This is a genomic window from Corynebacterium sp., from assembly GCF_030532965.1.
GTDB lineage: Bacteria > Actinomycetota > Actinomycetes > Mycobacteriales > Mycobacteriaceae > Corynebacterium.
Window position 1 is genome coordinate 80,700 of the sequence record NZ_JAUNKC010000008.1, and the last position, 20,318, is coordinate 101,017.

Annotated in this window: 18 protein-coding genes, 1 tRNA gene and 1 pseudogene; 5 read left to right on the forward strand and 15 right to left on the reverse strand. The window is 51.4% G+C overall.

Features of this window, described 5'->3' with window-relative positions; translation table 11 throughout:
* Window positions 1-185: 185 nt before the first annotated feature.
* The 3 genes from Q4D85_RS05785 to Q4D85_RS05795 all read left to right on the forward strand — a co-directional run bounded on the left by Q4D85_RS05785 (window position 186) and on the right by Q4D85_RS05795 (window position 1,917).
* A complete protein-coding gene (locus Q4D85_RS05785; RefSeq protein WP_303198879.1) occupies window positions 186-1,370 on the forward strand; it encodes an alpha/beta fold hydrolase in 1,185 nt (394 codons plus the stop codon).
* On the forward strand, window positions 1,367-1,765 hold the full coding sequence (locus Q4D85_RS05790; protein WP_303198880.1) for a YchJ family protein: 399 nt from the start codon (window positions 1,367-1,369) through the stop codon (window positions 1,763-1,765). Before Q4D85_RS05785 ends, Q4D85_RS05790 begins: the two co-directional genes overlap by 4 nt.
* Window positions 1,766-1,843: 78 nt before the next feature.
* Window positions 1,844-1,917: transfer RNA gene (locus Q4D85_RS05795), tRNA-Pro, on the forward strand.
* Between the two features lie 42 nt (window positions 1,918-1,959).
* Here the strand turns inward: Q4D85_RS05795 and glpK are convergent.
* Together glpK and Q4D85_RS05805 are read right to left on the reverse strand one after the other, a co-directional pair.
* The gene (glpK, locus tag Q4D85_RS05800) at window positions 1,960-3,483 is read right to left on the reverse strand and encodes a glycerol kinase GlpK (protein WP_303198881.1); all 1,524 of its coding nucleotides are present in this window, start codon (window positions 3,481-3,483) and stop codon (window positions 1,960-1,962) included.
* Window positions 3,484-5,208 (reverse strand): glycerol-3-phosphate dehydrogenase/oxidase, encoded by a 1,725-nt coding sequence (locus Q4D85_RS05805; RefSeq protein WP_303198882.1) that lies wholly within the window; start codon window positions 5,206-5,208, stop codon window positions 3,484-3,486.
* A 222-nt stretch (window positions 5,209-5,430) separates the two neighbouring features.
* On the opposite strand from Q4D85_RS05805, the gene Q4D85_RS05810 reads away from it, so the two are divergent.
* Window positions 5,431-6,549 carry a DMT family transporter gene (locus Q4D85_RS05810; RefSeq protein WP_303198883.1) on the forward strand — a complete coding sequence of 373 codons (1,119 nt, stop codon included), beginning with the start codon at window positions 5,431-5,433 and terminating at the stop codon, window positions 6,547-6,549.
* Window positions 6,550-6,641: 92 nt separating this feature from the next.
* Here the strand turns inward: Q4D85_RS05810 and Q4D85_RS05815 are convergent, their stop codons facing one another.
* Complete coding sequence (locus tag Q4D85_RS05815) at window positions 6,642-6,821, reverse strand: antitoxin (RefSeq protein ID WP_303198884.1); 180 nt, start codon at window positions 6,819-6,821, stop codon at window positions 6,642-6,644.
* A gap of 143 nt (window positions 6,822-6,964) precedes the next feature.
* Between Q4D85_RS05815 and Q4D85_RS05820 the strand changes: the two genes are divergently transcribed.
* Complete coding sequence (locus Q4D85_RS05820; protein ID WP_303198885.1) at window positions 6,965-7,795, forward strand: class I SAM-dependent methyltransferase; 831 nt, start codon at window positions 6,965-6,967, stop codon at window positions 7,793-7,795.
* Between the two features lie 176 nt (window positions 7,796-7,971).
* On the opposite strand, the pseudogene der reads toward Q4D85_RS05820, so the two are convergent.
* The 12 genes and pseudogenes from der to Q4D85_RS05880 form a co-directional block, all read right to left on the reverse strand.
* A pseudogene (gene der, locus Q4D85_RS05825) lies at window positions 7,972-9,396 on the reverse strand (ribosome biogenesis GTPase Der); the annotation flags it as partial.
* Window positions 9,397-9,527: 131 nt separating this feature from the next.
* Window positions 9,528-10,262 (reverse strand): (d)CMP kinase, encoded by a 735-nt coding sequence (gene cmk / locus Q4D85_RS05830; protein ID WP_303198886.1) that lies wholly within the window; start codon window positions 10,260-10,262, stop codon window positions 9,528-9,530.
* On the reverse strand, window positions 10,262-11,218 hold the full coding sequence (locus Q4D85_RS05835; protein WP_303198887.1) for a pseudouridine synthase: 957 nt from the start codon (window positions 11,216-11,218) through the stop codon (window positions 10,262-10,264). The genes cmk and Q4D85_RS05835 overlap by 1 nt, the downstream gene beginning before the upstream one ends.
* Before the next feature lie 128 nt (window positions 11,219-11,346).
* Window positions 11,347-11,892, reverse strand: a complete 546-nt coding sequence (gene scpB / locus Q4D85_RS05840; protein ID WP_303198911.1) for an SMC-Scp complex subunit ScpB — start codon at window positions 11,890-11,892, stop codon at window positions 11,347-11,349.
* Window positions 11,893-11,967: 75 nt separating this feature from the next.
* Window positions 11,968-13,575: a sodium:proton antiporter gene (locus Q4D85_RS05845; RefSeq protein WP_303198888.1), complete on the reverse strand. Its 1,608-nt coding sequence runs from the start codon at window positions 13,573-13,575 to the stop codon at window positions 11,968-11,970.
* 120 nt (window positions 13,576-13,695) lie between these two features.
* Window positions 13,696-14,301: an ATP-dependent dethiobiotin synthetase BioD gene (gene bioD, locus Q4D85_RS05850; RefSeq protein WP_303198890.1), complete on the reverse strand. Its 606-nt coding sequence runs from the start codon at window positions 14,299-14,301 to the stop codon at window positions 13,696-13,698.
* 115 nt (window positions 14,302-14,416) lie between these two features.
* A complete protein-coding gene (locus Q4D85_RS05855; RefSeq protein WP_303198891.1) occupies window positions 14,417-15,295 on the reverse strand; it encodes a ScpA family protein in 879 nt (292 codons plus the stop codon).
* A 24-nt stretch (window positions 15,296-15,319) separates the two neighbouring features.
* Window positions 15,320-16,192, reverse strand: a complete 873-nt coding sequence (locus Q4D85_RS05860) for a ParA family protein (protein WP_303198892.1) — start codon at window positions 16,190-16,192, stop codon at window positions 15,320-15,322.
* A gap of 253 nt (window positions 16,193-16,445) precedes the next feature.
* Window positions 16,446-17,447: a hypothetical protein gene (locus Q4D85_RS05865; RefSeq protein WP_303198894.1), complete on the reverse strand. Its 1,002-nt coding sequence runs from the start codon at window positions 17,445-17,447 to the stop codon at window positions 16,446-16,448.
* A 327-nt stretch (window positions 17,448-17,774) separates the two neighbouring features.
* The gene (gene xerD, locus Q4D85_RS05870; RefSeq protein WP_303198895.1) at window positions 17,775-18,698 is read right to left on the reverse strand and encodes a site-specific tyrosine recombinase XerD; all 924 of its coding nucleotides are present in this window, start codon (window positions 18,696-18,698) and stop codon (window positions 17,775-17,777) included.
* A complete protein-coding gene (locus tag Q4D85_RS05875; protein WP_303198896.1) occupies window positions 18,691-19,344 on the reverse strand; it encodes an NUDIX hydrolase in 654 nt (217 codons plus the stop codon). Before Q4D85_RS05875 ends, xerD begins: the two co-directional genes overlap by 8 nt.
* A 22-nt stretch (window positions 19,345-19,366) precedes the next feature.
* Entirely contained in the window at window positions 19,367-20,317 is a 951-nt protein-coding gene (locus Q4D85_RS05880; protein WP_303198897.1) for a copper transporter, read from the reverse strand.
* Between the last annotated feature and the right edge of the window lies 1 nt (window position 20,318).

Sequence of the window (20,318 nt, forward strand, 5' to 3'; positions counted from 1 at the left end):
CTCAACGTGACTTAGATTGCATTTCAGTACCTGGTTAACCAATATGACATCGATTGCGTGCAGTAGTTTTAGGCAAGGTGTCTTAAGCTTTTAAGAAATGATACGGGCATCGTCATCTGGCTTGTTTCCAGGTGTTTTCCGGTGCCGTGCCTTAGTTAGATCCGCTGACCCGCCGGGAGACTTTTGTGCATTCCATTAGCGTTAAATTACCAAGTTCCAACGGTTACATGATGGCCGGAACCCTTGACATGCCTGATACCCCATCGCTTGCGTATGCCATGTTCGCGCATTGTTTTACTGGATCGCGATTCACCCCAGCCGCCGCCCGGGTCTGTAAAACTCTCGCCGAAATGGGAATCGCATGTCTGCGCTTCGACTTCCCAGGGCTCGGTCAGTCTGAGGGAGATTTCCACAAAACCAGTTTCTCCGAAAATGTCAATGACATCATCGCCGCCAACCAATGGCTAGCGGACAATTACACTGCTCCCCAACTACTAATTGGGCATTCCTTGGGTGGCGCTGCCGCGCTGAAAGCCGCGACTATGATTTCCACTCTCAAGGCCGTGGCGACCATCGGTGCGCCATTTGACCCAGCGCACGCAGTGCTGCACTTCGCTGACCGTATTGGCGAAGTAGACGAAACTGGTGCTGTCACGCTCACGTTGGGAGGTAGAGACATCACGATTTCCCGTGAGTTTTTGGAAGATCTTGCTGAGACCAATCCTGAAGCATATCTGCCCACGCTTCGTAAACCACTGCTTATTTTGCATTCGCCCATTGATCAAACCGTTGGTATCGACAACGCTCAAAATATTTTCCTGAAAACCCGGTATCCCAAGTCTTTGGTGTCTCTGCATAAAGTCGATCATCTATGCACTAAAACAGGTGCCGCACAGCTCGCAGCCCACATTATCCGTAGCTGGGTCGAACAGCACCTTGTTCCTGAGGCTTCCGCTTCACCTGATATTGCTGCCAATACAGTTCTGTCTCATTCCACAAAGGCCGGAAAATTCTCGGGCTTGGTCCACATTGGTTCACAGCCGATTGCGACAGACAAAGACAAAGCTCACGGCGGCAAGAACCTTGGTGTGACGCCGACTTCGTTATTGATCGCTGCGCTGGCTTCTTCAACCAAGCAGGCTATCCAAACAGCGGCGCAGTCCGCACGTATGAAGCCGCTAGCAAACGTCGAAGTTACGATCACCCCGAACCCTTCGGATGCGGGAGCCCTTCACCTGCAACGATCGATACTCATTACCGGCGACAGCCTCACCGACGACGACCGCAAGGTCTTGATGTCTGCTGCCCAGAATTCCGAGATATCGGCGTTGCTCAATGACGCAGTCGTTATTGAGGATATTTTTCAGTGAGTAGTTTTCCGCCATTAAGCGCCTGTCCGTGTCAATCGGGATTGTGTTACGGCGATTGTTGCTTTCCGTTGCACAACAAAACGCGTCCCGCCCCGACAGCTGAGGCCCTCATGCGGTCTCGCTACAGCGCCTTTGTGCTTTTCGACGCCGACTACTTGCGCTACTCCTGGCATCCGACCACAGCGCCAACATCGCTGGATTTGGACCGCAATCTGACGTGGGTCGGGCTGTCCATTTCCCACACAAGCGGTGGCGGTCCTTTCGATAGCGTTGGCTCCGTAACATTCACCGCGCACTTTCAATGCAACGGTGTTGCCGGAACCCACACCGAAATATCTCAGTTTTCGCGTTGGGAACGCCGGTGGGTTTATGAATCAGGCATAGTAACTGCATAATCCCCAGCTCATGGGCAAAATTGGCGCTTTGGGATCACAATGCTGTAATCTGTGGGAGCTGCTTACCCAAGCAACAAACGGACTGTGGCGCAGTTTGGTAGCGCACTTGACTGGGGGTTAAGGGGTCGCAGGTTCAAATCCTGTCAGTCCGACAAATTTGTTAAAGGGCCAAGATCGCTCTTGGCCCTTTAACGTTATTCTTCCCAATCAAACGTTCTTTCCACTGCCCTATTCCATTCCTTGAAAAGCTGTTCCGCAGCGTCTTCTGGCATCGACGGAGTCCAGGTTTGTTCCACTGCGCACTGCTCTTTGAGCTGGTCTAGATCCTCAAAAAATCCGACACCCAAACCAGCGGCGAAGGCAGCGCCCAACGCAGTTGTCTCGATGATTCGTGGCCGTAATACTTCCTTCCGCAAAATATCGGATTGGAATTGCATAAGCAGCTCGTTTCGCACCATTCCCCCGTCAACCTTGAGCTGGGAAATCTCAACGCCGGAATCCGCAGCCATCGCGTCGACTACTTCACGGGTTTGATAAGCGGTAGCCTCAATCACTGCGCGAGCCAAATGGTGCTTATTGGCGAATCGTGTCAACCCCACGATCACGCCACGTGCATCTGGACGCCACCTAGGCGCAAACAACCCAGAAAAGGCGGGAACAATATAAACACCACCGTTATCCGGCACTTGAGCTGCAGATTCCTCAATCTCTTGCGCATTAGCTACCAGCCCTAAATTATCACGCAACCACTGTACGAGGGCACCACCCATGGCCACTGACCCCTCGAGTGCGTAAACCGGCTTTTCATTGTCTATTTGGTAACACACAGTAGTAATGAGCCCGTGTTCGCTCTTTTTCGGCGTCTGACCGGTATTTAGAAGCAAGAATAGGCCGGTTCCATAAGTATTCTTAGCATCACCAGGTTCAAAACAGGCTTGACCGAACATCGCCGATTGTTGATCACCCAAGATTCCGGTGATTGCCACGCCAGCCAATGTCCCCCGCCCGCGCACATGCCCGAATGTGGTAACACTTGGCTTGATCTCCGGCAGCATCGCCATCGGAATTTTCATCTCGGCACAGATCGACTCATCCCATTGAAGCGTTGCCAAATCCATCAGGAGAGTCCGCGAGGCATTTGTCACATCGGTTGCGTGTACCGCTTCAGCTCCATTGTCGCCTTCGGGACCACCGGTTAAGTTCCACAACAACCAGGTGTCTATCGTGCCAAAAAGCAGGTCACCGTTCTCGGCTTGCTCCCGCGCACCGGCTACGTTATCCAAGATCCACCGAATCTTCGGGCCCGCCGGGTAGGAGTTTAGCCGCAAACCGGTGGTATCCCGCCATCGATCAACACCTTCTTCAGCAGCTAATTCTTCGCATAACGCACTCGTACGAGTGTCTTGCCACACTATAGCGTTGTAGACAGGCAGACCTGTGTGTTTATTCCACACGACGGTCGTTTCCCGCTGATTAGTTATCCCTACGGCAGCAATATCTTCTCGCGGAACATTCGCTTCAGCCAGTGCAGCGGCCACTGCCCGGCGGGTGTTATCCCAAATCTCCAATGGATCATGTTCCACCCAGCCCTTTTGCGGGAAGATCTGCCTGTGTTCAAATTGCCCGACGCCAACCATGTTGGCGTCTTCGTCAAAAACAACGCACCGGGTGGAAGTTGTTCCCTGGTCAATTGCAGCTACATACCGGTGGTCACTCATTTAATGATCCTGCACTGTATCGATTAGCGGGCGTGCGTCGTTCGCTTGGGTAGCTACCTTATTCGCAGCATCATCGGTCAGCTCCTTTTCTGCGGCTAGGGTTGCCTCGGTAGCAGCTTTGAACTGTTCGACTTCAGCTACGATGCGCTTCTCATCCCAATCGAGGTAAGAGCTGACAATGCGCGCCACGGTTTCTGCTGATGCAACGCCTCGATCCGCGTACTCCATGGATACCCGCAACCGACGATGAAGAATATCTTCTAGGTGCATTGCGCCCTCGTGCGTCACTGCATAGACCGCTTCAGCCTTAAGATACTGCTCTGCACCTGGAATCGGTTCCACTAACGTTGGATCCTCTTGTGCTGGTGAAAGCACCTCGAAAATCAACGAGCCATACCTTCCCAGGAGATGTTCAACTTGAGTTTCTGAGATACCCAACCTCAGCGCTAGAGACGGAGCTTGGTTTGCTAACGCGTGGTATCCGTCTGCGCCTAGGAGCGGGGTGTTTTCCGTGACAGAACGAGGCACGTTCTTGGAAATATCTTCGGCCGCCTTATCCACGGCGTCTTTTCCGATGACGCGATATGTTGTGTATTTCCCACCAGCGACAGAAACCATTCCGGGGGCGACCCGAGCCACAGCGTGATTGCGGGATAAATTGGTGGTCGAGTCCGACTTACCACTCAACAGCGGGCGCAAACCTGAATAAACTCCAACGATGTCTTCATGTCGGATTTGCCGTCGAACCTTCGCGTTGACGTGATCAAGAATATAGTCAATATCGGCCCTGGTAGCCGCTGGATTGGCTAGGTTTTTATCCCAATCGGTATCGGTCGTTCCAATGATCCAGTATTCGCCCCATGGGATAACAAACAAAACAGACTTTTCGGTAACGAAGCATAAAGCGGCATCGGCATCAAGGCAAGATTTCGGCACGACAATGTGGACGCCTTTTGACGTGTGGACGCTAAACTTGCCGGGAACGCCAGCAAGTTTTTGCAGCTCGTCATTCCATACACCAGTGGCATTGATACACACATCACAATGTATCGTTGTCTCAGCACCACTGTCGGTATCCCGAACCACAACACCCGTTATTGTCTCACCAGACTTTTCAAACCCTACGACCTGTGTCGATGGGCGTACGATTGCACCGAATTCTGCCGCGGTGCGCAGTACCGTCATGGTGTGCCGGGCGTCGTCGACAAGCGTGTCGTAATATCGCACGCCGCCGACTAACGCGTCGTCTTTTAGCCCGGGAGCCATCTTCATCGTTGCCTTGTGGCTTAAGTGTTTCTGCATCGGAACACTCTTTGCCCCACCCATGAGGTCATACAGCATGAACCCGGATGCCATGTAAGGGCGTTCCCAAACCCTGTGGGTAAGCGGGAAAATGAATCGCAATGGTTTAACAAGGTGCGGCGCCAAAGTGGACATCGAAAGTTCGCGTTCCCGCAGCGACTCCGCAACCAGCCGAAAATCGAGCATAGCCAGGTACCGCAACCCGCCGTGGAACATCTTTGATGATCGAGAAGAGGTGCCTGCTGCAAAATCTCGAGCCTCAATGACCGCTACTTTCAACCCCCTGGTAGCTGCGTCTAAAGCTGCACCAGCACCGACAGAACCACCACCGATAATAACTAGGTCAAAGTGCTCGGTCTCAAACTGATTCCACGCAGACTGAAAAGACTCCGCATTGAATGCCGATGATGTGGAGGTAGCCACTGTATTGCTCCTTCTCCTGGAAAATCCATACCAGGGTGGTTGAAAGGTTATAACCAAACACATCCCATTGTAAGACTTACCCCAATACTTAGGCTATAGAAAACGTTTTGACCTCACGATGTAGAAAGACCACTAACCGGAACATTTGATACACCGGGTTACACAAGAAAAACTCCCAGTTGCTATTCCAATCTTCCAGATATTGATTTATCCTTAGGCGCTATGAAGAGCTACGCCTTGAGCAGCACGAAAACTAAAGCAACAGTATGCGCGGTGTTTGCTGCAGCGTTTTATGCGATTTCAGTACCGATGTCAAAGTTGCTCATCGTGAATATCCAGCCAGCGATGTTGGCAGCTTTTCTTTACCTTGGAGCGGGCGTGGGGATGCTTCTCACGATCCTTTTACCTCACGTAATGGGAAAAGATTCCAGCGAAAAAACTCACGCCAAAGCGGATACCGCAGCCGAGCATAGTCCCCTGAACAGACAAGATCTACCCTATGTCCTTGCGATGATCGGGCTTGATATCGTGGCACCGATCTTGCTCATGTTTGGTATCTCACTCACCACTTCCGCAACGGTTTCGCTTCTTAATAATTTCGAAATCGTCGCAACGTCTGTAGTGGCGTTCGCAGCCTTCAAAGAAACGGTTTCTCGACAGTTGTGGATAGCCATCGCGTTAGTCACCGTTTCGAGCATCATCTTAAGCGTCGAAGGAGACGCTAGCTTTAGTCTGAATTACGGTGCTGCCTTTGTCTTGGCAGCGTGCGTGTGTTGGGGAATAGAAAACAACTGCACAACACGGTTGGCGACCAAATCACCGCAGCAGATCGTGGTTATTAAAGGAGTGTTTTCTGGACTCGGTTGCTTCATCGTGGCGCGAATGCTGGCGGAAGAAATCCCGACAATCGGGATCAGTGCCGCCGCAATGATCGTTGGTTTTATTGGTTACGGCTTAAGCATTACGTTTTATATTTTTGCGCAACGTAACCTAGGGGCCGCAAAAACTTCGGCGTACTATGCCATTGCGCCATTCCTAGGTGTGGCTTTCAGCATGATCTTCTTAGGGGAACTCCCCAAATTGCAGTTTTGGGTGGCACTATTGATCATGGTGTGCGCTACATATCTGATGGTCAAAGATTCAGTCCAGTTGCAGCACGAACATCTGCATTCGCACACGCATACTCATGTGCATTCGCATGGAGATGTGGTTCATTGTCATGAACATACGCACAGCCATTCACATCCTCACGCACATCACAGCAGTTCAGCGGAAACTGAGCACGATCATGAACACAGTTTTCTCAACGACATCCACGATCATTCGGGCCATTCGCACTAACGCTTTTCGACGCCCGCAAAAAGCACCGAAGAATACGAACAACGTATTCGTTCAAAGCCGTTGGGGCGTCGAAAAGTTAGCACTTTTGTCGACTAAACGCCGTCCGTACCGATCTTTTTATCAATGGTGTCGCGAACTTCGTCGATTTTTGCGGCCTTGTCCTCGCCAAGTGCGCCTTTCGCCATTTCTGAGGCCTTATCCAAAATCTGGTCAGAAACTTCTTCTGCCTTATCGGTGTTCAGCATGTCCTTTGCTTTGTCCATGAAGCCCATGTCATATTCCTTCCTTTAGAGCGAACTTTACAAATACACGTTGCCGTTACGATCAGTGCCCACTATATCAGTTAATAATGAATAAAACTTCCATTACTCGTTCACCCCTATCACCGTGAAACCACAGTACAATTCTTGACATTATGAGCTCCGATCCAGCCAAAGATGCGTCGCAACCGATTCGCCCTGTACCTCCGATTTCCCGTAAAAACATGCCGAAATTCGTTTCTGATACGCATCGCAATGAGCAAGCCCGCGCTTTCCGGAGTGGAGCCGAGCTTTATCAAGATGTGCGGCCAAGCTACCCAACCGAGGTAATGGGTTTGCTAGCAATCGAACATAATCACAGCTATCGAATCCTGGATGTGGGTGCTGGCACCGGAAAGCTGACGTCGGTTTTAGGCGCTGCTTTTGGTGAACGAGCTGAAGTTTTTGCGTTAGACCCCAGTCTGGAAATGCTAAAAACCTTAAAGAACCACGGCATTTCCGCATGGCAGGCAACCGCTGAAGTGTCAGCTGCCCGAAACGAGGTTTTCGACGTGGTTACTTGCGCGCAGACATGGCACTGGGTGGATTCCCGTGCAGCGAGCGTTGAATGCGATCGCATCAGCACCGCCGAGGCCCAATTGCTGCTCGTATGGAACACGCTGGATGTAAACATTCCGTGGGTGCATAGACTAAGTAGGATCATGCATTCGGGAGACACATTGGCCGAAGGGTTCCTGCCAACAGTGTATGCGCCGTGGCAGCTTTGCGATGAACTGCGGTTGCGGTGGGAACAACCAGTCACCACGCAATTATTGCATCGATTAATGCATACTCGGTCGTATTGGCTGCGATCAACCGAGTCAGTGCGGGATAAGATGACCGCTAACTTGCACTGGTATTTGGACGAGCACCTCGGTTTTCACCCAGATCAAGAGATATTGCTTCCCTACCGATGCGATGCGTTCCTCTACAGAAAACAGAAATAGACGAAAAAGATAGAAACGCTAGATTCGTCACTTTCTATAGAAATTATCGAAAATAACTGAAAGTGAATCTAAATTTGGAAAAGGTTGAGCCCACCGCTACTGCATAGCAGGCGAGCTCAACCTTGTCAGGAAGTATAAACTGTTCTAGGAAATTGAAAGTCCCTGACCCTACTTCCCTACTTCTTTGACCGGCGCTCGCGTACTCGGACTGCGATCCGAACCGGAGAGCCTTCAAAGCCGAATGATTCCCGGAACTTACGTTCCAGATAACGCCGATACCCGGCGTCCAGGAATCCAGTGGTGAATAACACTACAACTGGTGGCCTGGTCGAAGCCTGGGTAGCAAACAATACGCGCGGAACCCGGCCGCCCTTCATCGGAGGTGGATTTTGCGCAACCGTTGCGCGCAGCCAGTTATTGAGCTGACCGGTGCTTATACGCTTATCCCAACTCTCCAATGCCTCCAGCATGTAAGGTTCAAGCCGCTGTAACGCTCGACCGGTTTTGGCGGAGATATTGATCCGTTTGACCCACGGGATGTGGGCTAATTGCTGCTCAATTTCTCGCTCAAGCTCCCAACGCCGGTCGTCATCCATAAGATCCCATTTATTAAAGACCAAGACCAACGCCTTGCCGGATTCAAGGATCATATTCAAGACGCGCTGATCCTGCTCCGAAACCGGATCAGAGCAATCGATCATAAAGATGCAAATCTCGGCCGCATCAATGGCATTTCGGGTCCGTAGGGACGCGTAGTATTCGTGTCCTTGGGCATTCTTTACCTTTTTACGCAGGCCAGCAGTATCAACAAACTTCCATAAGTGCTTATCCAGTTTAACTATGGAGTCAACTGGATCAACGGTCGTCCCTGCAACGTTGTCGACAACCGATCGTTCCTCGCCCGCGATCTTATTCAGCAACGAAGATTTTCCGACATTCGGTTTGCCCACTAAAGCAACGCGACGCGGCCCCTCCGTAATCGATGCGGATCGAGGTTCTTCCGGGAACAGGCGGAGAATTTCGTCCAGTACATCCGCACCGCCGCGCCCGTGTTGGGCAGACACTGGCCATGGATCGCCTAAGCCTAGGGCATAAAACTCCGCCATGTCCGCATACTGGCTATCCGAATCGAACTTGTTTGCCACCAAAATCACTGGAACATCTGACCGTTGCAGTTTCTTAGCCATGACCGAGTCAGTTTCGGTAATACCAACTTTGGTGTCAACAACCATGACAATGACGTCGGCAGACTCCATTGCGTTTTCCGCTTGCCTCGCAATCGCGGCGTGAATGCCTTTTACGTTGGGATCCCAACCGCCGGTGTCTTGAACCCAGAAACGTTGACCACCCCAGTCAGCAATATAGGAAATGCGATCTCGGGTAACCCCTGGAAAATCCTCTACAACCGCTTCGCGGCGACCGATAAAGCGGTTGACCAAAGTGGATTTTCCGACGTTCGGCCGACCCACAATGGCCACGGTGCACAGATTTTCCTCAACGTGCGTATCGGGGCCTATTCCGAATGCTTCTTCAAGCTGTTTCCAGTCTTCCTCGGAGTAATCTTCGCCGAAATCGGGGTCGGAAAACTCCGATTTGTCAAACGAACCATCGTCGAAAACCTCAACATCATAGTCATCTTCCATGTTGCCATCATCAATGATGTTGGAGTGGTTTTCATCCATTGAATAGTCAGATTCATCGTGCGAAGATGCAGCTGAGTGTATGTCATCGCTCATTTATCTGTTTTCCCTTCCGCCGATTGTTCTACTAACTCGATAAGTACGTCCAATACCTCTTCAAGACTTAAATCCGATGTATCGATTACAACGGCGTCTTCCGCGGGCCGTAGCGGGTTCAATGGCCGGGAGGAATCCAAGGCGTCGCGCCGAACCACATCAGCAAGGACAGATTCATAGATTACATCGCGGCCAGCCGCACGATCCTGTTCGAACCGGCGCCGTGCTCGAACTTCTGCGGATGCGGTGAGGTAGATCTTCAGGGGCGCGTCGACAAGCACGTTCGTTCCGATATCCCGCCCGTCGACGATGCACCGACCAGCATCGGCAACAAGTGAACGCTGTAATGCTACGAGGTTTTCCCGAACCTCAGGCACAGCTGACACGGCGGAAACGAAGCGAGTCACGTCTTCATCTCGTATCTCCACCGACACATCCGCCCCACCTAGCAACACCGCCTTGGAATCAGGATCATCCGCTACAGAAACCGGAAGGTTTTTCGTTGCTTCAGCGACCGCCGCTGCGTCATGCGGATTGATGTCGGAATCCAGTACATGGAGAGTGGCAACTCGATACATCGCTCCCGTGTCGAGGTACTTAGCGCCGAAGTGCTTGGCAACGGCACGGCAAACAGTCGATTTTCCAGCACCGGATGGGCCGTCTACAGCAACGATGAGGCCACCATCGGTGTTTTCCAAGGCCCTTGCAGAAGAGTTTGTGATTGTTGTCATTACATCTCCACCACCTTATACAGGCTTGTTAATTCGCTGTCGTTGAGCGCTCGAATGGTGCCGGGTTTCTGCTCCCCAAGTTGGACCGTGTGTAGTTTCGTACGAACCAAACGCTGAACGGGATAACCAGCTGCCTTGAGCATCCGCCGCACAATATGCTTGCGGCCCTCATGCAGTTCAACCCGAACTAAGGACTTTCCCTGATGAATGTCAATAAGCTGGACGTAATCAGCCTTGGCAATTCCGTCGTCCAATTCAATGCCGTCCCGCAATTGGCGAACGATGTTTTTATCAACTTCGCCCAATACGGTAGCCAAGTATGTCTTGGAAACCTCGTATTTAGGATGCATCAATCTGTTTGCTAATTCGCCGTCATTGGTCAGAAGAATTAAGCCTTCGGTGTCAGCATCCAATCGTCCCACATGGAACAACCGTTGTCCTGCGATTACTCGTTCGGAGACCAAATCGCCGATACATGGCCGCCCCAGCTCATCGTTCATCGTCGAATGAATTCCGCGTGGCTTATTCAACACGAAATACTGGAAGTTTTCGTTGACATTGACCCGCACACCATCGACACGAATGACATCGGTACTTGGATCAACCCGTACTCCCTGCTGCCGGATCTTTTTCCCATTTACTTCCACGCGACCGGCATCGATGAGGATTTCCGCGTGACGACGAGATGCGACACCGGCTTGCGCTAATACCTTCTGCAGCCGAATCCCCTCGGATTTCTCGGAATGCCCAGGAAAACTGTCGGATTCAGGCGCGCGGCGCTCAGAAACATACTGTTTTCGTGCCGGACGAGCGTTTGAAATGAGGATGTCCGTCGAACGTTGTTTTTTCTGCTTGGCGGGCTTACTAGCCCCTTGCTTTTTTCGGGCGTTTTTGCCTTGAGTTTTGCGGCTACGGTTGCCTTCCGGTGTGCCATCACGGCGAGCGGGTGGAGTCACTATGCTTCCTATCAAATGAAATATGCGGTTATAAACACGATTACTTTAGTCTACGTGACGCAGAAAAGCTAAAGCCACTAGCGGACCCGAGCCGCAGTTGTTGGAGTTATAGACGATGCCAGTAACAACTACGGCAGCTCAAACTCGTCTATGGAATCGATTTCTGGAAGCAGAGGTGCCAGATCCGGCAGCCGCTCAAGCGAATCTATGCCTAGTAGTTCTAAAAATAGCTCTGTCGTTTCGTATCGGTGCGCACCTGAAATCGGTTCCGTATCGACCTCACGGATTAACCCTCGTAACGCAAGCGTCCGCATCACTCCGTCAACGTTGACGCCTCGAACAGCAGATACTTGAGCCCGTGTTGCAGGTTGGCGATAGGCAACGACTGCGAGAGTTTCTAATGCCGCACGGGAAAGTTTCGATTGAGTGCCATCAAGTAAAAACTTCTCAACTACTGGCGCATTTGATTGCCGGGTATAAAGACGCCACCCTTCGGAGGTTTCCCGCAGATCCATCCCGCTCCCCCGATCATCGAGTTCCTTCTGAATGCTGCGAAGTTGGTTCAGTACAGTTTCCGGCTGGCTTTCCGTAGCAGTTGCCAGCGCTGAAACCGTTGCCGGATTATCGATTACTAACAGGATGGACTCGAGTTGAGAGCGTAAGGGAGAAATCATCGGCTTTACTGATTCTGTAGACATAAAAACACGTTTCTTCGGGTTTACTTCAACCGTCAGCTTATCGCCAACAGATTAGCTACTACGATTGACATCAATATTTTGGTAGTGAGCTCGCTTCGCCTTAGCACCAATGATCTGCCTGTCGACGTCGAAAAGCACCTCATCTAAGATCGCCGGATCAACGTTACGCTCACGGCGAGCCGAGAGTAGTTCCTTTTGGGCAGCTTCCAAGGCTTCCAACTGCGTTTCCTGCATGATCGATCGGATCTGCAGTAGGCGCTCACGCCGCTTTTCTGGTGATAGCCGTTCATCCTCGAAATCCTCAAGGTGAGAAAGCTCATCAAAGCGAGTCATCATCGCCTGGGCACGACCTTGCCCGATTTCATCCGCGCGGGAAAGGATATGCTCATACGCAACCCGGCGGGCGCGATTTACCAGTTCTTCCCGCGCAAGATCGCCAAACGCATCTGGCCCGGCATCCAACGACAGACGTTTCATCAACCACGGCAGCGTTAGCCCAGGAAGGACCATGGTGATAAAAACGACGACTAAAGCGATGACTGGTAGTTCGTGATACAGACCGAAACCCGAGGTAACCGGGATAGATAAAACCAACGCTAAGGTCACCAACCCCCGCATGCCAGCCCATGTTAGTAACAACACTTCCTGCAATCGGAGTGGAGCACCGCACCGGCGATTGAAATGTTTATTTACGCGGTAAATCGCCAAGAACCACAAGCCACGAACCGCAATCGCTACCAACGAAAGTACGAGACCAAGCCACACGGCATTCCACAAATCGGAACCCACTTCGACAATGGCATCTCGCACCATGATCCCAATCAAGCCAAAGGCCACACCGGTGAACAGCATTTCGACTATTTCCCAAAAGGCCGTACCAGACAACCGGTCCTCAGCCTCAACATCCACCCGGGAATTAAACTCAATCGCAGCGATGACGATAGCTACCACACCAGATGCATGGAATGCCTCAGCGGCAAGAAAAGTCGCAAACGGAATAACCCACGTGAATGCATTACGTGCAACCGAAGACGTCATCCAGCCGGTAAGCCATGCCGCCGAAATGCCAATCAGCCAGCCGATCAAGATCGCAACCCCTGTGGAGTATATGAAGGTCAAAATCGCCTGCCACCACGTCACCGAATTCCCTTGAACCAATACACTCAGGCCCAGGTTAAATACAAGAATTGACGCCGCGTCATTGAACAGACCCTCAGTTTGTAATGTATTTGTCAACCGACGGGGAACACCTGCTGGCTCGGCAACGGCATCCACCGCAACTGGGTCAGGTGGGGAAACCGCAGCCCCGATAACAATTGCTCCAGCCAACGACAACGCCGGAACCAAAAGATATGCAGTGACGCCTACTGCGAATGCCGTCACCAGCACCAACAACACCGACAACAACATTATCGAGCGCCAATGGTGCCGAATTTGAGCCCACGACGTTCGGCGCGCCAGCGCCCACAACAACGGAGGAATAAACACCGGCAGCATCAACTCACTATCTATGTGGACCTGCGGTATACCCGGAATAAAAATGGCACCTGCTGCGAGGATAGTCAGCAAAACGGGCCAAGGAAGTCCCCACCGGTCACCAATAGCAACCATTATTACTGTGGCAAATAGCAGCCCAATCAGACCTACCATTATTTCCATCGTGTTAGTTCCTTAATGCCATCGGCTAAAAATACATCACGTTATATAAGCGGTTTTAAGTGTAGCTACGAAAGTTCATGTAGCGCGGTTTTGCATCCGTAAACCGTCGTGAGACGAGCACTACCAATGCTCAGGGAGAAAAATCGTCCGAGTAGCCTGCGCAAACGCTTCCGCACCGAGCGAACCAACCCCATCGTTGAGACTTCCCAAAAATGGTACTCCAGTTGCTTTTGACACCTCCATCAGGGTCAATCGAGTGCGCAGATCAGCGCCCGCTGGTAATTTGCCACCCAATAATCCTTCCACTCGTGCACCGCATGAATGTGCGAACTCCACAGCAGCGACAGCGAGATCCACCGCCCCTGGATCCATGCCAGATACCACCACGAGAGGTGCATCCAGATGATGCGCAATATGGGCTATCGTATCCGCGCCGCGTAGCGGCACGCTTAACCCTCCAGAGCCTTCAACGACAACAGTTCGCCCTGCTTGAACTAGCTCATTGACACGTCCAAGCGGATCTGGGTCATCCGAAAAATCTGCACCAGAAATACCCGTCAGTTTTCTGATCGTTCCGATATCCAGTTGCGCATGCGGTTTCTGCAAGCGCGCTACCTTGACTGGAATGACATTTCGACCCCGATCCTGCAAAACCCGAACGATTGCTGCAGCTGCGGTAGTCTTTCCAACCCCTGATGCCAAACCAGACACCACAATTATCCCCATGAATCGCTCCGCACTATCAACCAAGCCACACCATTGACATTCATCAGCTTGAACCGGGCTATTGTCACTTTCAATCTTATAATTACCGCAGGCGAATACGAGAATCGCACCCAACCTATTCCCAATTGCTAGCCGCAACAACTGCTGGATCGACTTCAAGCCCCGTCCATTTCACCCGAAGCTCCCCCAAGGACTCTTCCTGTTCAATGCCGATAGCTTGTGCCTTGTATAACTCCAGCAGAGCAAGAAACCGCCCGACAACCTGCATCGAGGCCGTGCAGTCCCTCGTTAATGCGTTGAAATTTAACCAGTTATGCGGCCCCATCAGCCGCAACAGATCAAGGATTTTACCCGCCTGTTCCGGCACCGAAACTGGGACGTTGTGGATATGGTCAACCCCGACAACCTCGGGCGGCTTCGGTCGAAAAACCCCAGCCGCTACATGCGCAAAACTAGCCGGGTTATGGCCGATAGTGATAGGCGGAAGCAAATCAACAAATTGCTCTTCCATACCAACTGCCCGCGGATACCGAGCCTGAGCCTGAGTCTGCCACCTAGCAAACAGATCCGCGACCTGTTTATACGCTTTGTATTGGAGCAAGCGAGCAAAGAGAAGATCACGCGTTTCCAACAGCGCTAAATCCTCTTCACTGTCTACTTCGCCCCGCGGAACCAACCGAGCAGCTTTCAAATCTAATAGCGTCGCCGCAACAACAAGGAATTCCGTTACTTCATCTAAATCAGCAGATTCGCCAAGCGCCTTAGTGTAGGCCACAAAATCGTCAGTAACCTGAGCCAACGCCACGTCAGTAATGTCCAACTTTTTGGCAGAAATCAGTTGCAGCAACAGGTCAAATGGCCCTTCGAAGTTATTGAGAACTATCCGAAAGCCTGTTATTTCCGGCTGTTCAGGGGCAGAATCCGACGTATCACGAAAAACCGAATCAGTAACATCGATACCTTCATCGGAAAAATTTCCTGCACCTAAATCCATAATCCTATGTGGCTTTCGGATCCCCTATCCGTCCGTCCGTTCTAATACTTCCCGAGCAAGTTGGCGATACTGTTGCGCGCCAGGTGATGAAGGCGCCCACATAATGATGGGTTCGCCAGCCACCGATGTTTCCGGAAAACGAACGGTACGAGTGATAACCGTGTCAAAAACCAATTCATTGAAGACTTCGACAACGCGGGACATAACCTCACGGGCATGAGAGGTTCGGCGATCAAACATCGTCACCAAGATACCGACAATTTCGAGATTGAAGTTGAGTCGATCACGTACTTTTTCGACTGTGTCTGTTAGTAGCGCCAATCCCCGGAGAGAGAAGTATTCACATTCCATAGGAATGAGCACGCCATGGGAGCAGGCCAGCGCATTGACTGTCAATAGACCTAAGGATGGCTGACAGTCCAAGATAATGAAGTCGTAGTCTTTCATGACTGGCCGCAACGCCCGGGCAAGGGTCTGCTCGCGCCCAACCTCGTTAACCAATTGGATTTCCGCGGCAGACAGATCAATATTTGCGGGTACCAAATCGAGACCAGGTACACCGGTTTTGTGAATCGCGTTATGGATCGATGTACTCGGATCTACCAGCAAGTTATAGACAGTCAAGTCCAATTCGTTGTAAGCAACCCCCAAACCAGCCGAGAGCGCGCCTTGTGGATCTAAATCCACCAATAGGACTTTACGGCCTGCTTCCGCCAAACAGGCACCAAGGTTAATCGTCGAAGTGGTTTTGCCAACGCCGCCCTTTTGGTTACACATGCTGATTATCTTCGCTGGGCCATGGTGGTCGAGAGGTCGTGGCTCTGGGAATTCACGTAACGGGCGACCGGTTAAGCCGATCTCCTGCTCGGGGGTTTCCTTTTTGCCCGAGTTTTTCATGACAATCCCTCTTCCTTGACTAAGATCGCTGCTTGTTGGTTATTGTAGCTTTTCGACGTTCCTACAACCATGTTGACATACCGACGTCTAGTGGATTGAATGACACGGTTGTAATTCTTCAGGTCAACTCGTGTGAAAGTTTAGCGCGAATACGTCGGAGAAATGGCAGTCGCCATATGGTCAAGCCCCCAGCCTTTAACTATCAAGTCAAATACGCTGGGGGCCTGGTTTACAGAGTACTGTCGCGGAAGTTTTAGCGACGAATGAACTTGTTAACAAAGTGAGCGAAACCGCCAATGGTTGCAAGCAATGCGCCAACAACGATCACCGCGATAGCAGCAATACCTGCAATAATGCCAGTGCGTGCTTGCTTAGGCAGTTTACTGTTGTCGGAGGAAAGCTGCTCTTTGCCAATTCCGGCAAGGGTCGAAGATCCGTTCTTCGCAATGGACGACAGGTTGCCCAGGCCAACTGCAGTGTGGCCCTTTTCCCGCTCTGGGTCGCGACCTTCCTTGTTCTTGCAGCCAGTGAAGGAATCGGAGTGGGTTACCCGAATGAATACCTTGACAACCTTCTTCGCCTTAGCAGCTGCATCCTGCTTACCGGAGTCGGAATCAGTTGCAGGAGCTGCAGCTACATCCGATCCAGCTGCAGCAGGTGCTGCATCGGAATGCGTTGCTGCAGATGCTGCGCCATCGGCACCAGCGGCTTCGCCATCCTTCTGGGAACCTTCAGCTTCGCTACCAGCCTTGTCACCAGCCTCTTCGGCAGGCGCTTTCGGTGCGTCTGGCTGTACTTCCGGCGCATCTTCGGTACCGATGATTTCAATGTAGAACGGGTTGTCTGGCTTAGCTTTGAAATCCACCGAGATTTTACGCTCGGACTCATTCAGCTTAAATTCCGCGTTTTCAATCAAGTTGCCATCAACGTCAATGACACGGAACTCAAGACCATCGAGAATTCGGGCGATTCCGTCGACCGACTTCACGCCAAGTCCGGTGACCAAGGAAGCAAGGTCCCGAACACCGAGGTTGATGGTTACACCAGTATCGGTAGCCTGAACCCGATCTTTTCCAACAACGAAGAACGTTGCGTTGGTGTTGTCGATTGGCTCGGCAGGCTGGCGATTTGGAAGGCACTGAACCTGAGCACCAGGTGCTACAGCTTCTTGGGCTTGTACAACTACGACGCTTGACGACGTTGCGACAGCAGCGGAAAGTGCAATAGCCATAAGTTGGCGACGCTTGGTGGACATACGAATCTCCTTAAAGAACCCTCAGGACGATCCCAAGGTTACGACACAGTATTTTTATATAGTTCATTAAGCTTCGCAGCTTTTTCGCCTCCGGGGGTGCCGATAAAAAGTACACCGCACCCGCCAACTAGCACATAACCTGCGCCCGCACAAGAGCCGTCTATATATTCAACCGGACGGAATTACCCCCATATACATGCAGTAATCATGTTACTTTCAACAATCGGGCACTTCTCAACTTCGCGCGAACCCCTTCTTGCAAACCCGCTAAAACCGTGCAGGAAAACCTATTTTAAATTTAATCAATTAAAATATTTCTTTAACATTTCACGCGCGCGGATGCGCAGTTGCCCACACTGACCGTAAGTTTTCAGCCGTCACATGCGTGTAGATTTGGGTGGTTGTCACCGATGAATGCCCCAACAGTTCCTGTACTACACGGACATCTGCACCACCTTCCAACATGTGCGTCGCAAAGCTGTGTCGAAGGGTGTGTGGTGATATGTCCTTCGTTATTCCTGCACGTTCCGCAGCGGTTTTAATGATTGCCCATGCACTTTGGCGGGACAATGCCCCACCGCGTTTATTGAGGAATAAGCCATGCGACGAGCCTGTCGCAAGGGCGGGACGACCACGTACTAGATACTGGTCGATTGCGGCACGCGCTAACGAACCAACCGGAACCAACCGTTGTTTATTGCCTTTACCTGTTATGCGAAGAAACTCTTCGGCAAAATTGAAGTCGTCAACCGAAAGCCCCATCACCTCGCCGATACGGGCCCCGCTTCCATAGAGCAATTCAACCAATGCTCTGTCACGTAAGTCAGTGGCGCTGGCATGCTCTCCCTGCGGGATAGTCTCAATGAGTTTGGTTACTTCATCAATACTCAGCGTGTCTGGCAAATGACGCCCAGTACTTGGTGGCGAAACTTCTGAAGCCACATCGATGGATAACTTCCCCTCAGTTAGCCCGAACTTATGCAAACCCCGCACTACTATCAATGCCCGAGCAACCGAACTTGCTGCCAACGGTTTTCTGCCCTCGGATTCGTCACCTCTGCGAAGATCCGCAACATAGCTTTCGATATGGCTAGAGGTCACAGACTTCAGGTCATTTATACCAATGGAGTCTAGCCATTTCGTGTATCGATCGAGATCACGTCGATAATTGCTTAAAGTATTTACACTCGCCCCTTTTTCGACGTTTAGGTGCATGAGCCATTCTGTGGCAAGGTCATTCGGATTAGTCACGAACGACCTGTTTCATATCGCCTAAAAGTCCTTGTGCTTGTCGACGAGCAGCTAGGGCGGTTGGCCGCAACACGAAATCAGAGTCATATTCTTGGGGCTTAGCATCGCGGCTGATTACGTTATCTGCACACATTATTCCTGCAACAGCGATAAGGTTATGAATCTGCCCGCTCATCACCATGTCGACCGCTGTCGCAAGTGGTACCCATTCGTTTTCCATATCCAGCTCTTCGTGCTGGCGGTTCGGCCGCTTAACATCAAATAGATCCGTCGCTAAATAGATCCGAACCGCTTCATCACAAAAACCAGGGCTTGTTATACCATCAACCAAAACGGCCCAGTTTCGTGCACCAATGCCTGCCTCTTCTTGTAATTCTCGCTGTGCGCACACCAACGGGTCTTCGTTGGCAATGTCGAGTAGACCTGCTGGCAGTTCCCACAACCGAGCATTGACAGCATGCCGATACTGCCGTACCATCGCAATCTTTGATCCATCGAAGGCAACGATCGCAACGGCTCCAAAGTGTTCCACTATTTCTCGATGACTCGTTGACCCATCTGGCATCGTGACCTCATCACTTCGAAGTGCCAGAATTGAATTCTCGGCAATGATCTTTGAATCGATTACCTCATATTCGAATGCCATGATGCGGTTCAACCTTCCTTATTTATTCTGCGAGGATCTTCGGTGCGGGGGCAGCTGCGTCTGCACTCGCTGCGGAGCCGTAGGCGCCTGCAGTTCCGCCAAGTTGTTCTGCTGTCGCAAGCACGGCAGCTATGTGTCCTAGACTGCGGTTTATAGAATCGACAGTCGATACGTTGTCGCGGACGGGTTGATTGGCACGAATCTTGCCTATTGTGCCGGTATCGCGAGCGCTATGGATCCGGCCCGCAACAACCATGCCCCCACCGCGTTGATCGAATGCTTCCGCAAACGCCGCTTGACTGGTTTCTGTGAAACCATCACCAGAAGAACCACTACCATCACCGATAACCAAAATTGCGGCGTCGGCTGGTTGCACTGATCCTTTTTCGTATTCGATAAATCCAGCATCTTGCAGTGCGGTCAGACCAAGTTCCCGTTCCTCTGCGGTCGCTTGAGCCTGTCCGGTTTCTGGATTAAGCATCAAAGTTGAGCCTAAAGACTCACCTGAATGTGTGCCTGGATCGAGTTTATCCTCAGACAATTTCGCTCCCGCTGGGAGAGTATTCGACACAACGTTTTTTATCCCATCAGCACCCTGCTGGCTGAAAAAGGTCTCTTTCAACGTGATGGTGCTAACGTTGTCCACTCCCGCCGATTTAAGCAATCCTTCAAGCTTTTTCACGTCCTCATCATCGGCATCCGCTGCACGAAGAACCACTATTGTTTTGCCCGCAAGGCTGTCTTTAACAGCAGGTTCAGCAACCGCGTGGATAAAAGAATCTGCGCTATTGGCTTGTGCTTCCGCGACACGTGCAGACTCCTGAGCTAGGTCACGCTCCGTCGAAAGGAAATTCAATGATTGGTTAAAGCCACCGGCAAGGTTCGGAGATAAAACAAACGTGCTGAATGCCACTCCGCCCGCGATACCAAGCGCAAGACCCGTAACAAGAATACTGCCTCTTCCTTTTTTCATG